Origin of the sequence: Clostridium zeae, assembly GCF_017312485.1 — a bacterium.
Taxonomy (GTDB): domain Bacteria; phylum Bacillota; class Clostridia; order Clostridiales; family Clostridiaceae; genus Clostridium_AR; species Clostridium_AR zeae.
Map to the genome: position 1 here is coordinate 47,691 of NZ_BMBA01000008.1, position 16,269 is coordinate 63,959.

Sequence of the window (16,269 nt, forward strand, 5' to 3'; positions counted from 1 at the left end):
TATTATTGAAGTCTCTTAATGAAACACCATTTCATCGACACATAAAAATCTTATTATAACCTTATTAAGTGCTTTTATATCTTCGATTTGATAAAGTTTCTGCCTAACTTTATGCCTTCTACCATAGCTCTAGCTTTATCTGACTCACCGTTTGCAATATACTTAATATATTTAGCAATTCTTGATACATAAAAGAACGCCTTTGCCTTAATCAAAGCAGATTTATCAACCTTGTAGTAATACTTATTCATTAATATAATTCTGTTTCTATTACCCCATTTTACTGAAAATGCAGATTCTTCCCCACCAGTAGCAGCGCTTACTTTATGATATATTTTTGAGCTTGGGTTATAAATAATTTTATAACCCTTCTCAGCTACAGCTATGCAAAAATCTAAATCTTCTAAGTATAAAAAATACTCGTCAGGTAAAAGTCCAACAATTCTAAAAACTTCTGTCTTTATAAGCATACAGCATCCAGTCATAAAATCTATTTCTCTGATTGTCTTATCACCATTATCTATGCTACCATAATTCTGATGTGCTCCAGAAAATCTATCCCATTTAATTTGGCCTCCACCAAACCATATTTTATTCTTTTGTGAAAAATAGTTTATTTGATTCCCTACTATTCCTATTTTATCATCCATCTTAAATGTCTCAACCATCTTTGCTAAGAAATCCGCCTCTACTAAAGTATCGTTATTTAGCAAAAGTACATATTGAGCATTATTTTTAATGGCATAATCAATCCCAATATTATTTCCTGAAGCAAACCCACCATTAACCCCCGATTGAATAACTTTGCAGTACATCCCTACTGACTCACTAAGAATCTTCTCTGAATCATTTGTAGATTTATTATCTACAATGACGATCTTATAGTTTTTGTACTCAATCTTTTTAAGACTTTCCACACACTCAATTGTATCATTGTAGCTATTATAATTTAAAAGTATTATATATATTAAAGGTTCGTTCATATTTAAATCCTTCTCTTATAATCTAATTCTTCCTACTATTCTCGTAAAAGCTTTTGGAAGTACTGCTATAAATGCTAATGCTAAAAGTGGATATACATCATGAAAGCCAGATGAAATAGATAATGAATTAGCAAAAGTTATACCTAAGCTTATAATTATAAATCTTAATTCGAATCTATCTTTTTCTTTTAGCACATTTGTATGAAAAGACTTTTCGCCTAATCCATACATTATACCTAATATTATAGCTACCACCAACACCCCAATCCAACTGAAGTTGACATAAGGTTGAAGGAACATTCCACCTCTTAACCCATAATGGTCTTCATACCCTGCAAGCTGTTTTGCAGTAAAATTTCCCCATGACCAAGTCTGCCTATAACTTGATAACGAAGACGGTACAAAAGACATCAAATCTGCAAGATAGTTCTTACCATAGAGATAACCGTCGAATTTATCTTCGTATTTATTTAATACAAAAGCTCCATCTCTTATATCAGAAAATGTATTTCCGTACATTACTTCTTGTTCCATTTTATCTGCAAAACTTGTATCAATCTTATTACCATGTCTAATAAATAGCATTCCAATACCTAATACTAATGTAATAAGCAAAGCAGATACTATTATTAAGTTTGGTTTTTCAAACCTTTTTCTATTTGAGTATATATAGAATAATGTTAAGTTAGCAATTAGATTAACAAAAGGCCCTCTGCTTCCAACACAAAAGATAATAATAATCCCAATAACCACTAAAACAATAAGATATACCTTTTTTGTATTTATAAACTTCAAAAATATGTATTGAACGAGTATAACTATTATTATATTTAGCGCTAGATATATAGGCCTTAAGGAGTTATTTACTCCAGAGTCAAATATCATCCTGTTTCCGAATACAGGAATAGCGCCTACTTTTATTATAAGCAACCACCACAAAGCTACACATAATACATAAAAATATATTAATAATTTATCTTTTATAACAAAATTATCATTTACTCTTAAATAACCTGATGATCCTTTATAAAAGAACTCAAAATATGAAATCGTAAAAATAAAAACAAGAAACCCTATATTGTTAATTATCATATTCTCATTTAGATTACCTATGTATGCAATTGCAGTTGAACTTCCAAGCGCTTCCCATGCTTTATCATTATATTGAAGCATGGAAATAAACAATAACGCAAATGCTGAAATAAATATTGAAATATTAAAAGGTGAAAATATATATTCTCTCATTTTATATTTATATATCAAATATGAAATGAAAACAAAAATATTAGTAATTAGCAATAGTTTTACAAATATTGTGGAATTGTTTATAAAACTAAAAAAGTAACCCAAATCAATCACCAACTCTCAAAGTTTCTATCGTATAGTTTTCCAATGTGTATTTTGTTTAAATTCTTTGTATTTCAAATTTACAAACTCTTGTATTTTCTTTTTAAAAATTTCTTCATCAAATGTTTCAGCATGTTTTCTTATTTCATGTTTGTCAAAACTCATTTTTTCAAACTTTTTAACAGCATTAACTAAAGATTCAGTAGTTTGTTCATCAAAAAATGTTCCAGTTACACCATCTACTACGGTTTCTAATGCTCCACCCTTACCATAAGCTATAACTGGCCTTCCACTAGCTTGAGCCTCTAGAGGAGTTATTCCGAAGTCTTCCTCTCCAGGAAAAACAAAAGCTCTACATTTAGCATAATACTCTTTAATGACTTCATCTGATTGTCTCCCTAAAAATTGTATATTTCCTTTTGCCATTGCTTCAAGCTTTTCTCTTTCTTCTCCATCACCAATTATGACAAGAGGTAATCCTAGTTCATTGAAAGCTTTTACTGCTAAATCAATTCTTTTATAAGGAACCAATCTTGACAATATTAAAAAGTAATCTTCATCTTGATCAACAATATTAAAAAGTTTACATCTAACCGGTGGATGTATAACCACTGATTCTCTCCTATAATGCTTCCATATACGACGTGCTACATTTTCTGAATTGGCGATAAAATAATCTACTCTATCTGAAGCAAGCTTATCCCACATTCTCATATAATTCATGAAATATTTTAGGAATATTTTTTTTATCTTCTTCATATTGGTCTTATCTGCATACTCATAATAAAACTCCCATGCATATCTCATCGGTGTATGACAGTAACATACGTGCATTGTGTTAGGATTGGTTACAACTCCTTTTGCACATGAAGAACTACTACTTAGTACTATATCATATTCATTCAAATCAAAACTCTCAAATGCCATAGGCATAAAAGGAAGATATCTTTGGTGACCATTCTTCACTTTTTTTTGCAAAAAAGATGTTCTGACATCTATATTTTTTAACTCTTCGTCTAAATTTTCCGGACTATACATAGTTGTATATATAGGGGCATTTTCATACAATTCTTTAAAATTAACTACAACTCTTTCAGAGCCTGCCATGTTTGTAAGCCATTCGTGTACAAGTGCTATGTTCATTAAATCACCTCATTAGATAAATGCTCTTTAGCAATCTTTATTTCTTGTTCATGTTTCTTAGAAGAAATCATTATGTAATCATCTGTCTCCACAATTATTAGGTCATTTATATTATTCAATAATATCTTTTTCTTAGTTAGAACTATATTATTATTTGAATTAAATGGATATCCATTAGCGTTAAATACATTTCCATTAAAATCCTTATTTGAATATCTATCAATGCTAGTCCAATTCCCAACATCATCCCAACCAAAATTACAAGGTACTACAAATATTTTATTATATCTCTCCATGATAGCATAATCTACAGATATGTTATCTGTTTTATGGTAGTTTTGATTAATATATTCTTGTACTTTATCTTCTTCTAAAGTTATTATCTCTTTTAATGCATCATAAGTAAAAGGCAAGAACTTTTTCACTAAGTTAAGTATATTCTCAACTTTCCAGAGGAACATCCCGCCATTCCATAAGTAATTGCCCTCTTCTAAATATTGTTTCGCCTTCTCATAATTTGGCTTTTCTACAAATGATTCAACATCATACACACGCCTATAATCACAATTAAAAAATTCATTTCCTACCTTTATATAACCATATCCAGTCTCAGGTCTATTAGGCTCCATCCCTAACGTAACTATCGCATCTTCATTTTCATCAACAAACTTAGAAGCGACACTTAAAATATCTATAAAATTATCCTCTTCTCCAATCAGGTGATCTGATGGCAGAACTACTATATTCGTATCTTTATAGTATCTGCTTATCACTAAAGATGAAAGAGCTATACATGGAGCCGTATTTCTCCCTTCAGGTTCTACAATTATATTTCTATAAGGTAAATTTGGGAGCTGTTCTTTAACTAAATCTATGTATTTTTCTCCAGTTGAGATAAAAATTCTTTCTATAGGAATCAATTTTTCAATTCTATCTACAGTCATCTGTATCATAGTTTTATTCCCTAATAGTTCCAAAAACTGTTTTGGTCTCTCCTCAGTAGAAAGCGGCCAAAATCTTGTTCCCTTTCCCCCTGCCATTATTAAAGCACAAAGCATAACTATCTTCTCCTTCTATACGCTTTTAATTATCTTGTGAAGATTAGATGAATTAATTAGTTTATTATCTTAGCAAGTCAACCTGCTTAATATAATCAATCTACACTTATCGAATTCACTTTTTATTGTATTTAATTCTATATCTTCACTTATTTATATTAAATCCAAATAATCAAGACTAAGATAATTCAATTCTTAGCCTTCATTCATTTTCACTTTAAGAATAGTAATTAAGATTACATGCTTGCCCATATTTTTTCATATTGTGATATAGTTTCTTCTACAAGTTTTCCCCAAGTGAAAGCCTTTGCTCTATTTATACCATAATCAATATATTCAGAACATTTCTTATTATCGTTGAATAAGTAATCAATCTTTTCTGCCAACTCAACATCATTGATTGCTTCAAAAACAATTCCTCCATCACCTATAACTTCTGGTAGTGATGAAGTATTAGCAACTATTGAAGGGCATCCACATGACATAGCCTCAAGAGGTGGAAGTCCAAATCCTTCATATAATGATGGAAATACAAATAACGAAGCCATATTGTAAAGTTCCACCAAATCCTCTTCATCAATAAATCCTATAAACCTTACTCTATTCTCAAGATTATATTCTTTTATTATACTCATAAGAGAATCATTGGCATTTCCTCCTATAACTAACTTAATCTCATCATCAAGCTTTACATGTCTCATTGATTTTATCAAAGTTTCTACATTCTTATGAGGCTTTAGGTTTCCTACATAAAGCAAAAACTTTTCTGGAAGGTTATATTTAATCTTTACTTGATTCATTTGTTTCAAATCATCAATCACTTTAAATCTATCCCCTATACCATTATAGGTTACTATTACATCCTCATCTTTTAAATCTATCCATGATAAAATTTCTTGTTTTGAAAACTCTGATACAGTAAATATAATATTACATTTCTTCGCTGAATATCTAACAATATACTTATAATAATACTTATGGAAAGGAGAATAGAATTGTGGCAATCTCACATGATTTAAATCATGAATTGTCATTATCATCTCATTCTTTATAAATGGGCTTGAGACAAAAGATGGAGAGTGAAATATTGCCTTTCCACAGTATCTGTTTACTATTTTCGGAAGTTCTAACTGCTCAGTCAAAGATAAAAACTTAGATTTCATTACTATAAAATCTATATCTGTTACACTTTGAAACATCTTTTCAGCCAACTTTATGTCATTAACTAAAAGTGAAAAGTAAACCCTTCCAGTTTTAACACTGTTCTTAATCAATTCATAAGTATATCTAGCTATTCCATGAAGATTTTCATCTATCATTCTAGCATCAATTATTACATGAATTCTATTTTCCATGATCTTTTAAATCCTTTCAATTTTTTCCAGTTTACATTGCGCCTTCTTTTCTCAAAACAGAAATGAAAGTCTTAAAAACTATCTTTATATCTAAAATCAAAGACTTGTTATCTACATAATACATATCCATTTGGACTCTTTCTTCATAGGTAGTATCACTTCTACCATTTGCTTGCCAATAACCAGTTAATCCTGGTGTAACTGAAAAAAGCTTGTCCGCCCATTCCCCATACTTCTCAATTTCTTTCTCAACTATTGGTCTTGGCCCCACTACACTCATATTTCCGACTAAAATATTAAAAAGTTGTGGAAGTTCATCTAAGCTTGTCTTTCTTAAAAAACTTCCTATTTTAGTTATTCTAGGATCATTTTCTAACTTAAAATTTATTGCAAATTCTTCTTTTTGCTCTTTGGTAAAGTTTTTGAATACCTCATCAGCATTTACTACCATTGTTCTAAACTTATATACTTTTATACTTTTACCGTACTTACCAATTCTTTTATGTCCAAAAACAGCTGGCCCTTCTGAGTCTAGTTTAATCAATGCAATCAAGATAATAAATATTGGAAAAAGCACTACTACACCTATTAGAGCGCTTATAAAATCAAACACTCTTTTCATAAACATGTATATAAAACTCTGTTCTTTTTTACTTTTTTTATTTTCAGATACCACATTTGCATTATCCATCATCTGCATATTACTCCCCCACCTTAGTCACTTTTTACATTAATATTATATATTCACAGAATAATTATGTCTATATTAATAAAATGTTGTCATTTTTCATTTCTCTTACAGCATAAATATTATTTTACACCATTTATCATAATTAATAAATTCAATTTAGTTTAAAAGCTAAATAATCACTCAACATTTATCATGGTTTTGTGAATTATTTACCATATTTCTTGAAAATATTTTAACCCGATTAAATATTGTACTATATTTTTATTAGTAATATAATACCATTATTTACAATAACTTCACCAAATACTATTAAAAATTTTAATTTTCCAATCTAAATATAAAATTGTACATGTCTAATTGATCTAAAAATAATGAGTTTAACTAAAAATATAATCTAATCGCTCTTTTATTTTTATATTTTCAGTGCTTAAACTTTTATTATCTAGGCTAATCATTATATTACTATTAAGTGGAGTTTTTAACCTTATTTCATCTTTTATAGTTTCACTTTAGTAAAGAACCATCTAATAATATTCTAACTTATTCATAATGCTTCTCTCATAATTTTTTCATCTTGCCAAAATTCTCTCTGAACTATTTCATAGTTCATAAACTCCTCCTTCTAAATTATTCATTTAAGCAAAATTCTTATTTAGTTTATTACGTTAAAGTATCATACTACACTTCAATGTTTCCCTTAAATTTTACTTTTCGTAATATTTCGCATTATAAGATTATAATAATTTATATTATAAGTTCAATCCCTATATATACCTAGTTGTTAAGAAATTTGTAATAATTTATTCTTAACTCAGTAAAAACTACGCTGTATATGTGAACACTTTGGTTGATGAGTCTATAAGACAGTAATATTATTATATCATTAACAAATCGAATAACATTTAATTATTTACAAATAAGCAAAACTCCAGAAGAAGTCAATTCTACTGGAGTTAAGAATCATAATAAAAACTATTTACTCTAATTATAATACCTACCCCTATTATATAAAGTAAATGATTGCAACTTTTCAATATATCTTTCTACACCTTCGTAAACTATAATGTCAGGTCTTTCCTTTTCAATATCTGAAGGCTTAAAACTTTCTCCATGAATAAATACTGTTGATGCGAAGTTTTTAGGTATATAATCAAACATTGCTTCTGAGAAGGAATCTCTAATTACAAGAATCTTTCTCTTATCCAACGCATTAGATTCATATTTTATATAACTCTCGTCAGCAGTCTTCTTCACTAAATTAACCTTTATGTCATCATGAAATCCCGATATAGAAAACATCTTATCATCATTAAAATATGAAGTTAAATTTAACATATTAGCTAAATCTCCACTACATTTACTTTCATCTAAAATTTTTACGTCCTTTAGATATAATCGATTTCCAGTCAACTTATCAGCCAGTTCTTGGCTACCTATAAATCCACCGATTTGATTCCAATGAGTATCATATTTATAGTAGATCTGATACTTTTTTTTAGCCTCTAACAATTCCGATTTCGGGTAAATTACCGGAATATCTGTATTCTCTGATATATATTTTGCAGTTTGATCTGCAATAGTGATATTACCTTCAACTTTTATATTACTCGGCATATGCTCAGAATACATAATTTCCTTGTCCGGAGCTAAGAACAAAACAAATTTTATATTTTTATTTTTCAAATACGCTTCTACTTTTTCTAATCTATCCTTCAATGATGATAATTGCTGGTCAGAAAAAAGATTGTTCCTTTGATAATCTGAAATAGGATCTCCATCATCTTCATCTTTATAGAACAACCAATTGTTGTCACCTAACAAAACACGTTCAGAGCTTATTGTATGAAAAAATTTTATATTAATAAGATTATTTAATTTTACAAACTGATTCTTGAAAGCTATATTATCATCATAATACTCTTCATATTGCCTTGGATATATACATATATTTTTAAATGAAAATGTAGGTTTTTCACTCAATTTCTTCTTTTGAAAGTTTCTTGTATCTACATAACCTTTTAAAAAGAAAAATAAAATATTTGGGGCTAAAAGTGCTATTATAAAAACTGTAATAAAAATCCGCTGCCTTTTTTTCATATTCTCACCTCCTAAAACTGGAAATAAATAAATGACTTTATTGAACTTGAAACAAGCATCATGATAGATACAAATAGTATAACTAACTGAGCTATACTTTCAGTGATATATATTTTTTTCTCATCATAAACTGCCCACTTTAGCTTTTTAACTAAACTCTGAAGAATACCAGATAGCAAAATACCTACAATAATAAATATTGTAATTCTTGTATCAATGAACTTTGCTACATAGTAATGCCCTGAACTATGTATAAACATTATTTTAATATATTCCACCGCAATATGTAGGTTATCAGCTCTAAAGATTACCCAAGCTGTAATAATGATAAGAAGAGAATAAATATGATTAATAAACTTTAACTTATTATTTCTTAGCCATTTACCTAGAAACATTCTTTCTAACACCAAGAAAACACCATAAAATAATCCCCATGCAATATATTTAAAACCTGCTCCATGCCAAAATCCTGTAACAAAAAATACTACTAGAAGATTTAGATACGTCCTCAAGTTTCCTTTACGGTTTCCCCCTAAAGGAATATACAAATATTCTTTAAACCATGTTGATAGTGATATATGCCATCTTCTCCAAAAGTCTTGAACTGAATCTGCCAAATAAGGATAATTGAAATTTTCTATAAAATCAAACCCAAAAATTTTTCCTAATCCTATTGCCATATCTGAATATCCAGAAAAATCATAATATATTTGAAGTGTATATAAAATAGCCGCTACCCACATCAAACCTGTACCTATTTGTGAAGCTGGCTCTCTCAGTATACTATCAGTTACAGCACCAAAAGTATTCGCTAAAATCACTTTTTTCCCTAAACCATAAATAAACCTTTTTATTCCATATGCCGTTTTTGAAGTATTTATCGGATGGGCTGTTATTTGCCCTTCAATTTCATGGTATTTATTAATCGGGCCTGCCATAATTTGAGGAAAAAATGAAATATAAAGAGCAAAATCTAATATACTTTTTTGCGACTTACTGTTCTTTCTGTATACATCAATAATATAAGATAAAGAAAGGAATGTATAAAATGAAATTCCAATTGGCAATACTATATTATTAATTGATAGAAGTTCATGATTAGTCACAGCATTTATTTTCTTAGCAAAAAACTCGTAATATTTGTAATAACCTAGAAAAAAGAGATTTATACAAACATCTAATATAAGAAATATTTTACGTATGCCTTCTCTTTTCTGTTTTTCTATAAGTAAACCGAGAACATAGTTTACACCAATAGAAAAAATTAAAAGTATAATATATTGTGGCTGCCCCCAGGTATAAAATAATATACTTGAAATTAATAACATCACGTTCCTATATCTTGCCCCCACTACTCGATACAAGACAAAAACCAATGGGAAGAAGCAATATAAAAATATAAACGAACTAAATTCCACTCTGTTTTTCCTCCTCAATTTTAAACTGTCACGTTTACTAGTGCACTTTTAAACTATTACATACCAAATAATACTATCAGTTTCTATAAGTTAACGCAATAAAATTACAAATTTTATTTTATGCAAAATTTTTATAGTTTATTTCTATGTAATATTTCTTCCTATTGAGTTACTCCAGCTTTTCATTCTAATATAAACCAAGCATTCTATCGGATTTAGTCAGACTTTATAAGATCTTTTTATCATCTCTAAATCTAATAGGATTTTAAAATACGTTACAAAAACAAGAGTCAATAGTAAATTCTTAGAATTCACCATTGACTTTATATTCCTCTATTTTTCTTATTCAAAACATATGATTTAGTTCTATATTTCAATATACTCCAAGTAATTCAATTTAAAATCCCTTGATTTTCATATTGATTATTGTAGCATAAGATCCCTATAGTTCTAATATTTCTATTCCTACCAACAAAACCATTACTTTTTAATTGCAAAACCTCTAACTGTTCTTTTATTCTTATATTTTCAGTATTTAGCCTTTTATTATCTAAGCTAAGCATTATATTCCTCTTAAGTAGAGTCTTTAACCTTCTTTCATTCTTTATAATTTCACTTTCATAAAGAGCCATCTTATAATATTCAAACTTAGTCATAATGCTCCTCCCCTAATTTTTATACGAATCAGTTTCATTACTTCTTTTAAACTGTAGTTCTTTTATATCATAATAGGTTAACTTTTTATCACAAAACTGAGTATATAAATCTAACGCCCATTTCTTTCTTATATTTAATGCCACGTAAGTCACTAGTGACTTGTCTATCACTAAGCTTAGCTGCTTTTTCATGGATTCTTCCATGACCTTTCCGCCTTTTATAAGATTATACTTGCCCCACTTTTCGATAGCAACTTCGTTAGTATCTTCATTGTAAGCTATGACCTTATATTTACTTACAAGGCTATTTATCACGTTACAAACTTGGTCTATTTCATATCCAGTATGATTCTTAATTTGTTCTTTTGTTATCTTATAGATACCAATATTACTGCTATATGGATTAGTCAATAAATAGAGATAAAGATATCTCTCTTCAGCAGTCATACTCATAATCTTTTCATCCTGCCAAAATTCTCTCTGAATTATTTTATAATTCATAAACTCTTCCCCCTAATTAATTATTTAAATAAAATTCTCAATTTAATTTATTAATTTAAAATATCCTGATGTAACTTCATTATTACCTTAAGCTTTATTTTATGGAATATTTTGTATTATACTGATATAGTATTTTATTTAACAAACTCCGTCAATACATCTAACAAAATGTTAAGAAATTTGTAAGAATATGTTTTTAGTGTAACAAAAAGCTAGTACAAACAATAAGTTTATACTAGCTTGAAAAATTATAGATCATTGCCTATACTAAACACTTGGACTACAAATATTCAGTAACTATCTTCATAAAAATCTCTATATCTTTTAGATTGTTTATTATTATGTCATACACTAATTCTCTATCTAACCTTATATAATCATGAACTAATATATTTCTAAACCCTGCCATATTAGATAAATTAATACTTAAATCTTTATCAATTATATTATTTTCATATAATATTTCAAATGCTTCTCTATTACTTTCTGGTCTTCTAAATCTCATATCTGCTATTACATGATTTGATATATCTATTACACACTCAATAGATAGGTGTAAAAATCTTTCACTAGCCCCATATATAAAAGCATCATTTAGATATTCTTCTTTTGAATGTACTTTAATTTTTTTTAGAAAACCTACATACTCTTTAAGTTTACTTAATCTAGAAAGTACAACATCTCTTTTTACCACTTAGTTTTACACCTCCATATTTTTTATATCCTGAAGCATTAAATCATCGTAATATTTAATAAAATACTTATAATCAAAGTATTCTCTCATAGCTAATGACTCAAAAGAAATTCTTTCCTCATTATCTTTTATAACAAGTCCTTCTTTAATTATCTCATACTTAAGCACTGGTGAATCAATATTTAATAACACTATATCTACTTCTCTACTAAATATCTTTTTTCCTATATCAATTATTCGCCCTCTTAAAAAAACAGCTTCTAAACTTTCTAAATTATTTTCTAACATTAAAGCGATATCTACATCACTTTCTTCATTATTTTCTTTTCTTGCATAGGATCCAAAAAGGTATGCAAACTTTATATTGCAGAACTTTTCAATTTCTAATATAAATATTGCAATAGCATCTTCTATATCTTTCATACTAATTCCTCCCAACCCCATATTCAAATATAGAGCTTTTGAATAAGCCCTAAACTATACTTGTAAAAGTGTTAACAATTGTCTGTATCTTTATTATATGTCAAATAGGTTCTGTCATAAACATAATTTTTATAAAGAAGTCACTTCTCCCACTCATGTTGTCAATAAAGTCTTAACTTCATACAAAATTAAAAGGGATTTTTAGCTTTTACGTAGAATAAAGTATTCTTATCAAATTCTAAAGGGGAACTGCGATGATATACGTTTTTAAATTCATAGCAAATCTTATATTGCCTCCTGGATGCTTTATTATTTTAGTGATAGTTTTAGGAGTACTGCAATATAGACGTGAAAAGAAAATAGCAAAGTTACCACTAATAATTGCAGCTCTTATTTATATAACTTCAATTCCTTTAACTGCAAACTTTATGATTCATTCATTAGAATATAAATTTAGTCAACCTTCGAAACTTAACGGAGATGTAATCGTGATGCTTGGAGGAGGGGCTACACTTAGCTCTCCAGACCTTAGTGGTGCTGGAAACCTATCAGGAAGCTCAGCTAACCGATTGTTAACTACTGCGCGTTTACATAATAAAACTAACCTTCCCATAATCATATCTGGAGGTTCAGTTTATGGTGAGATTGGTAGTGAAGCTGAAATCGCTAAAAGGCAACTTATAGACCTAGGAATAAGTGAAAAAGATATAATAGCTGAAGATAAGAGCCGTACCACTACAGAAAATGCAATATATACATCAAAAATCATGGAAAATCATCATTTTTTAAAACCTATATTAGTTACTTCAGCTTTCCATATGGACCGTTCAATTATAAATTTCACTAGTGCCAATATTAAGAATGTTATTCCTTATCCTTCTGATTATTTTACTAATGCTAAATTAACAATAGGCTTTAAATCCTTTGTGCCAAATGCTAGTAGTTTTGATACTACTGTAATAGCTTTACATGAATATCTTGGCATGCTTCAGCTTTGGATTAAAACTATAATTTAAAAGTTTATTTATTATCTTTTATAGCCTAATAAAAAACTATTAGCTGATCAATATATCACTAATAGTTTTTTTATATTATCAATTAATTTATTACACTCTTCAATTACAAAGAACTCAGAAACATGTAAAAGTAAAACTGTATTAGCCTTGATATTTTACAACCTACAAGATTTCGTATATTAAAAGCCACTTAAGTTAATACTTAGTATAAAGCATACAAATTGGAGGTTTTGGATAAATGATCTCTAATAGATACATAAAAATTTTAGTAATTGTTCTAACAATAATTAGTTGTTTATACCTGGTAACTATCACTTCATCAAAGACATCAAAAGCGGCAAACTATACTTCTGCAAGCAAAGAGCTATCCAAAGATCTCTTTCCTGAAAAAAGAGGAGATCCTTCTTATGATTATATAATAGGAAAAGATCACCTTCCTCATTTTCGTGTTTTCTTCTGGGTTCCTAAAGATGCTAAAAAATATATCCCTTATGCGGATAAGGGAGTAAAAACAGATGTATCAGAACATGGAAGTATAGAGAAATGGTCTGTGATTGAAACTAATAAAATCAATGCAGATGATAAACTAGTTTTAATATATGTACCTAAAACTTTCGTACTATTACAAAGTAAGGGATTTCAGAATAAAATACATCTACATTACCAAGTAAATTAAATTACATTCTTCCTTTATATTTTTATTAAAACTATAGATAGCAGCACGCTTAACACTATTTCCTTATTAACTACATACTAATCTACGATTAAATACTATATAATAAAAAACATAAAACAAACATATTCCTATTAGGGAACCACCAAAATCTATAAGTACATCACTAACCAAAGAAGTTCTACCTGAAACAAAGGATTGATGAAATTCATCTGTAACTGCAAAAAATAAGCAAATAAATAATATATATATTAAATACTGTTTTCCTTTTTTATCAAAAGCAAAGAAACTTGCATTTACTAATACAGCAAGTACAATATACTCAAAAGCGTGAGCATTTTTTCTAACAATATAATCTAGATTCGCAGCGTTACTACTAGTTTGTATATTCGAATTTTTTATTGTTTGGGCAGACTTCTTCTGCGAACTTCCTGTTGAAGCTTGTACATTTTGTTGAGTTTTGTTGGCACTGTTGCTTTGTACATTAGACTTCTTACCGTTATTCAAAGTATTATTGGGTGCTTTATTCTGAGAGTTAATATTACTATTATCGGTAGATATATTTTTATCTTCTTTAAGAATATTTACCACAGCCCCGCTCATATTATGAGATACTATCCCTGGCTTACTTGACATATAAAATATAAATGCAGCCCAAAATAATAAAACTAAAACAATACCTTTTTTCATACTATTTTCCCCATCTCTACGCAAACATATCTACTATAAATTACAAAATCTTAATATTTTATTATCTAATTATAAATTATTTTTACCTTTTAATTATTACATTTTAAAGAAAATATATGTTTTTAATTATATAAGTATACTCAGTAGATACCATTAAAGAAACCTATCTTTATTTCAAGTTTTGCTATCCGTTAAAGTTATCTCCATCATTTATATCTGTAAAATATAGTAAAAAACAAAAGCTAGTATCTCTAACTGCCTCTATTAACTTAACATAGGCAGTTCATTGATTTACCAGCTTAACATTTTACTTTTTATTATTTCTCTTTTTGATAATGAGACCTCCAGAAGCCACGAGCAATACAACTAAAATAACAACACCCACTACTATTCCAAAATTATTACTTTTGGAAGATGCATTACTACTAACATTTTTGCTACCTTGATCTACAGTATCTTGATTAGATTTTGTAGAGTCTGTAGCAGTGTTTGCTTTGTTTTCTGCAGAATTCTTATCGTTTGAATTATTAGTACTTGAGGTATTTGACTTATTATTGTCTGCACTAGAATTATCTATTTGTTTCTTATCAGCCTCTTTACTACTTGAACCGGAAAATATACTTTTTATATTATCAATTACAGTGGCTATAAAGCCTTTATCTTCTTTTGAATCACTTGAATTATTAGCTTTAGATCCAGAATTGTTTGAGGCGCTACCTGAACCGCTACTATTTTGTCCTTTATCCGATTCATCCGACTTACCAGTTCCTGTTCCATTTTCATTAACTGCATCTTTACCAGAAGAATTTGAAGGTTCTGCTGATCCACTATTATTAGGTGGTGCTTCATCTTTTACATCCCCACTAATTGTATAGGTTATATCCTTCATTTCATTATTAGTATTTCGTTCAACTAATTGAATTTTAAGGTTTTTCTTATATATATTAAACTTATCTTGATTTAATACATTTGCCTTTATAACTACAAAACTTCCGCTACCTGTGAATCCTTCAACTTTTCCTACACAAGTAAAGTAATAATCTGCTATATTACCATTTTTAGCTGTGTCTCCACCAAATTCCATTATCTTAGGATTATTAGTCTTTATAAATTCTCCACCATTGATGCTTTCTACTTTCATAACTGATGTATCATAAGTAAATTCTATGGATCCAGCATATAATCTCGAAACATCTTTTACATTAAATATTATATCAACACTATTTCCACTCTTCACATTTCCATTTATGTTTACATCAACCTGAGTACCTGCTGCATATACTGTAGTATTTAGCATTATCATAAATAGTAAAGCTACAATCACAATTTTAAATTTCATCTTAAACACCACCAATTATATTTCAATATTAGTCTATCTTTGCATCATAATAACTTCTCATAAGCTACTATATAAATTAGCTATATAAATTAGCTATCTAAACCAATATCCATTATAACATCAATATCTTATTAAAAGAACAAAAAAGTACATAAATTTACATCAATGTAAATCTATATACTTTT

The 16,269-nt window shown here is 28.5% G+C and carries 16 protein-coding genes; 2 read left to right on the plus strand and 14 right to left on the minus strand.

The window, feature by feature from the left end; all coding sequences use genetic code 11:
- Window positions 1-74 precede the first annotated feature (74 nt).
- From J3477_RS22290 to mntA, 12 genes are all read right to left on the minus strand, one after another.
- Window positions 75-983: a glycosyltransferase family 2 protein gene (locus J3477_RS22290; protein ID WP_206872452.1), complete on the minus strand. Its 909-nt coding sequence runs from the start codon at window positions 981-983 to the stop codon at window positions 75-77.
- A 15-nt stretch (window positions 984-998) separates the two neighbouring features.
- Window positions 999-2,333 carry an O-antigen polymerase gene (locus tag J3477_RS22295; RefSeq protein WP_206872453.1) on the minus strand — a complete coding sequence of 445 codons (1,335 nt, stop codon included), beginning with the start codon at window positions 2,331-2,333 and terminating at the stop codon, window positions 999-1,001.
- A 24-nt stretch (window positions 2,334-2,357) separates the two neighbouring features.
- Window positions 2,358-3,473, minus strand: coding sequence for a glycosyltransferase family 4 protein (locus J3477_RS22300; RefSeq protein WP_206872454.1), 1,116 nt, complete (start codon window positions 3,471-3,473; stop codon window positions 2,358-2,360).
- A complete protein-coding gene (locus J3477_RS22305; RefSeq protein WP_206872455.1) occupies window positions 3,473-4,531 on the minus strand; it encodes a mannose-1-phosphate guanylyltransferase in 1,059 nt (352 codons plus the stop codon). Before J3477_RS22305 ends, J3477_RS22300 begins: the two co-directional genes overlap by 1 nt.
- Before the next feature lie 236 nt (window positions 4,532-4,767).
- Complete coding sequence (locus tag J3477_RS22310) at window positions 4,768-5,886, minus strand: glycosyltransferase family 4 protein (protein WP_228731343.1); 1,119 nt, start codon at window positions 5,884-5,886, stop codon at window positions 4,768-4,770.
- Between the two features lie 31 nt (window positions 5,887-5,917).
- Window positions 5,918-6,577, minus strand: coding sequence for a sugar transferase (locus tag J3477_RS22315; protein WP_206872541.1), 660 nt, complete (start codon window positions 6,575-6,577; stop codon window positions 5,918-5,920).
- A gap of 981 nt (window positions 6,578-7,558) precedes the next feature.
- Window positions 7,559-8,674 (minus strand): alginate O-acetyltransferase AlgX-related protein, encoded by a 1,116-nt coding sequence (locus tag J3477_RS22320; protein ID WP_206872456.1) that lies wholly within the window; start codon window positions 8,672-8,674, stop codon window positions 7,559-7,561.
- An 11-nt stretch (window positions 8,675-8,685) separates the two neighbouring features.
- Complete coding sequence (locus tag J3477_RS22325) at window positions 8,686-10,092, minus strand: MBOAT family O-acyltransferase (protein ID WP_206872457.1); 1,407 nt, start codon at window positions 10,090-10,092, stop codon at window positions 8,686-8,688.
- Window positions 10,093-10,484: 392 nt separating this feature from the next.
- The gene (locus J3477_RS22330) at window positions 10,485-10,748 is read right to left on the minus strand and encodes a hypothetical protein (protein WP_206872458.1); all 264 of its coding nucleotides are present in this window, start codon (window positions 10,746-10,748) and stop codon (window positions 10,485-10,487) included.
- A gap of 12 nt (window positions 10,749-10,760) precedes the next feature.
- The gene (locus J3477_RS22335; protein ID WP_206872459.1) at window positions 10,761-11,249 is read right to left on the minus strand and encodes a hypothetical protein; all 489 of its coding nucleotides are present in this window, start codon (window positions 11,247-11,249) and stop codon (window positions 10,761-10,763) included.
- Between the two features lie 280 nt (window positions 11,250-11,529).
- Entirely contained in the window at window positions 11,530-11,943 is a 414-nt protein-coding gene (hepT, locus tag J3477_RS22340) for a type VII toxin-antitoxin system HepT family RNase toxin (protein WP_206872460.1), read from the minus strand.
- A gap of 6 nt (window positions 11,944-11,949) precedes the next feature.
- Window positions 11,950-12,366, minus strand: a complete 417-nt coding sequence (gene mntA, locus J3477_RS22345) for a type VII toxin-antitoxin system MntA family adenylyltransferase antitoxin (protein WP_206872461.1) — start codon at window positions 12,364-12,366, stop codon at window positions 11,950-11,952.
- A gap of 254 nt (window positions 12,367-12,620) precedes the next feature.
- Here mntA and J3477_RS22350 point away from each other — a divergent pair, with 254 nt between their 5' ends.
- Together J3477_RS22350 and J3477_RS22355 are read left to right on the plus strand one after the other, a co-directional pair.
- Entirely contained in the window at window positions 12,621-13,382 is a 762-nt protein-coding gene (locus J3477_RS22350) for a YdcF family protein (protein ID WP_206872462.1), read from the plus strand.
- A gap of 238 nt (window positions 13,383-13,620) precedes the next feature.
- On the plus strand, window positions 13,621-14,058 hold the full coding sequence (locus J3477_RS22355) for a hypothetical protein (protein ID WP_206872463.1): 438 nt from the start codon (window positions 13,621-13,623) through the stop codon (window positions 14,056-14,058).
- Window positions 14,059-14,124: 66 nt separating this feature from the next.
- On the opposite strand, the gene J3477_RS22360 is transcribed toward J3477_RS22355, so the two are convergent.
- Both J3477_RS22360 and J3477_RS22365 read right to left on the minus strand, forming a co-directional pair.
- On the minus strand, window positions 14,125-14,745 hold the full coding sequence (locus J3477_RS22360; protein ID WP_206872464.1) for a VanZ family protein: 621 nt from the start codon (window positions 14,743-14,745) through the stop codon (window positions 14,125-14,127).
- A gap of 307 nt (window positions 14,746-15,052) precedes the next feature.
- Complete coding sequence (locus J3477_RS22365) at window positions 15,053-16,084, minus strand: hypothetical protein (protein WP_206872465.1); 1,032 nt, start codon at window positions 16,082-16,084, stop codon at window positions 15,053-15,055.
- Window positions 16,085-16,269 lie beyond the last annotated feature (185 nt).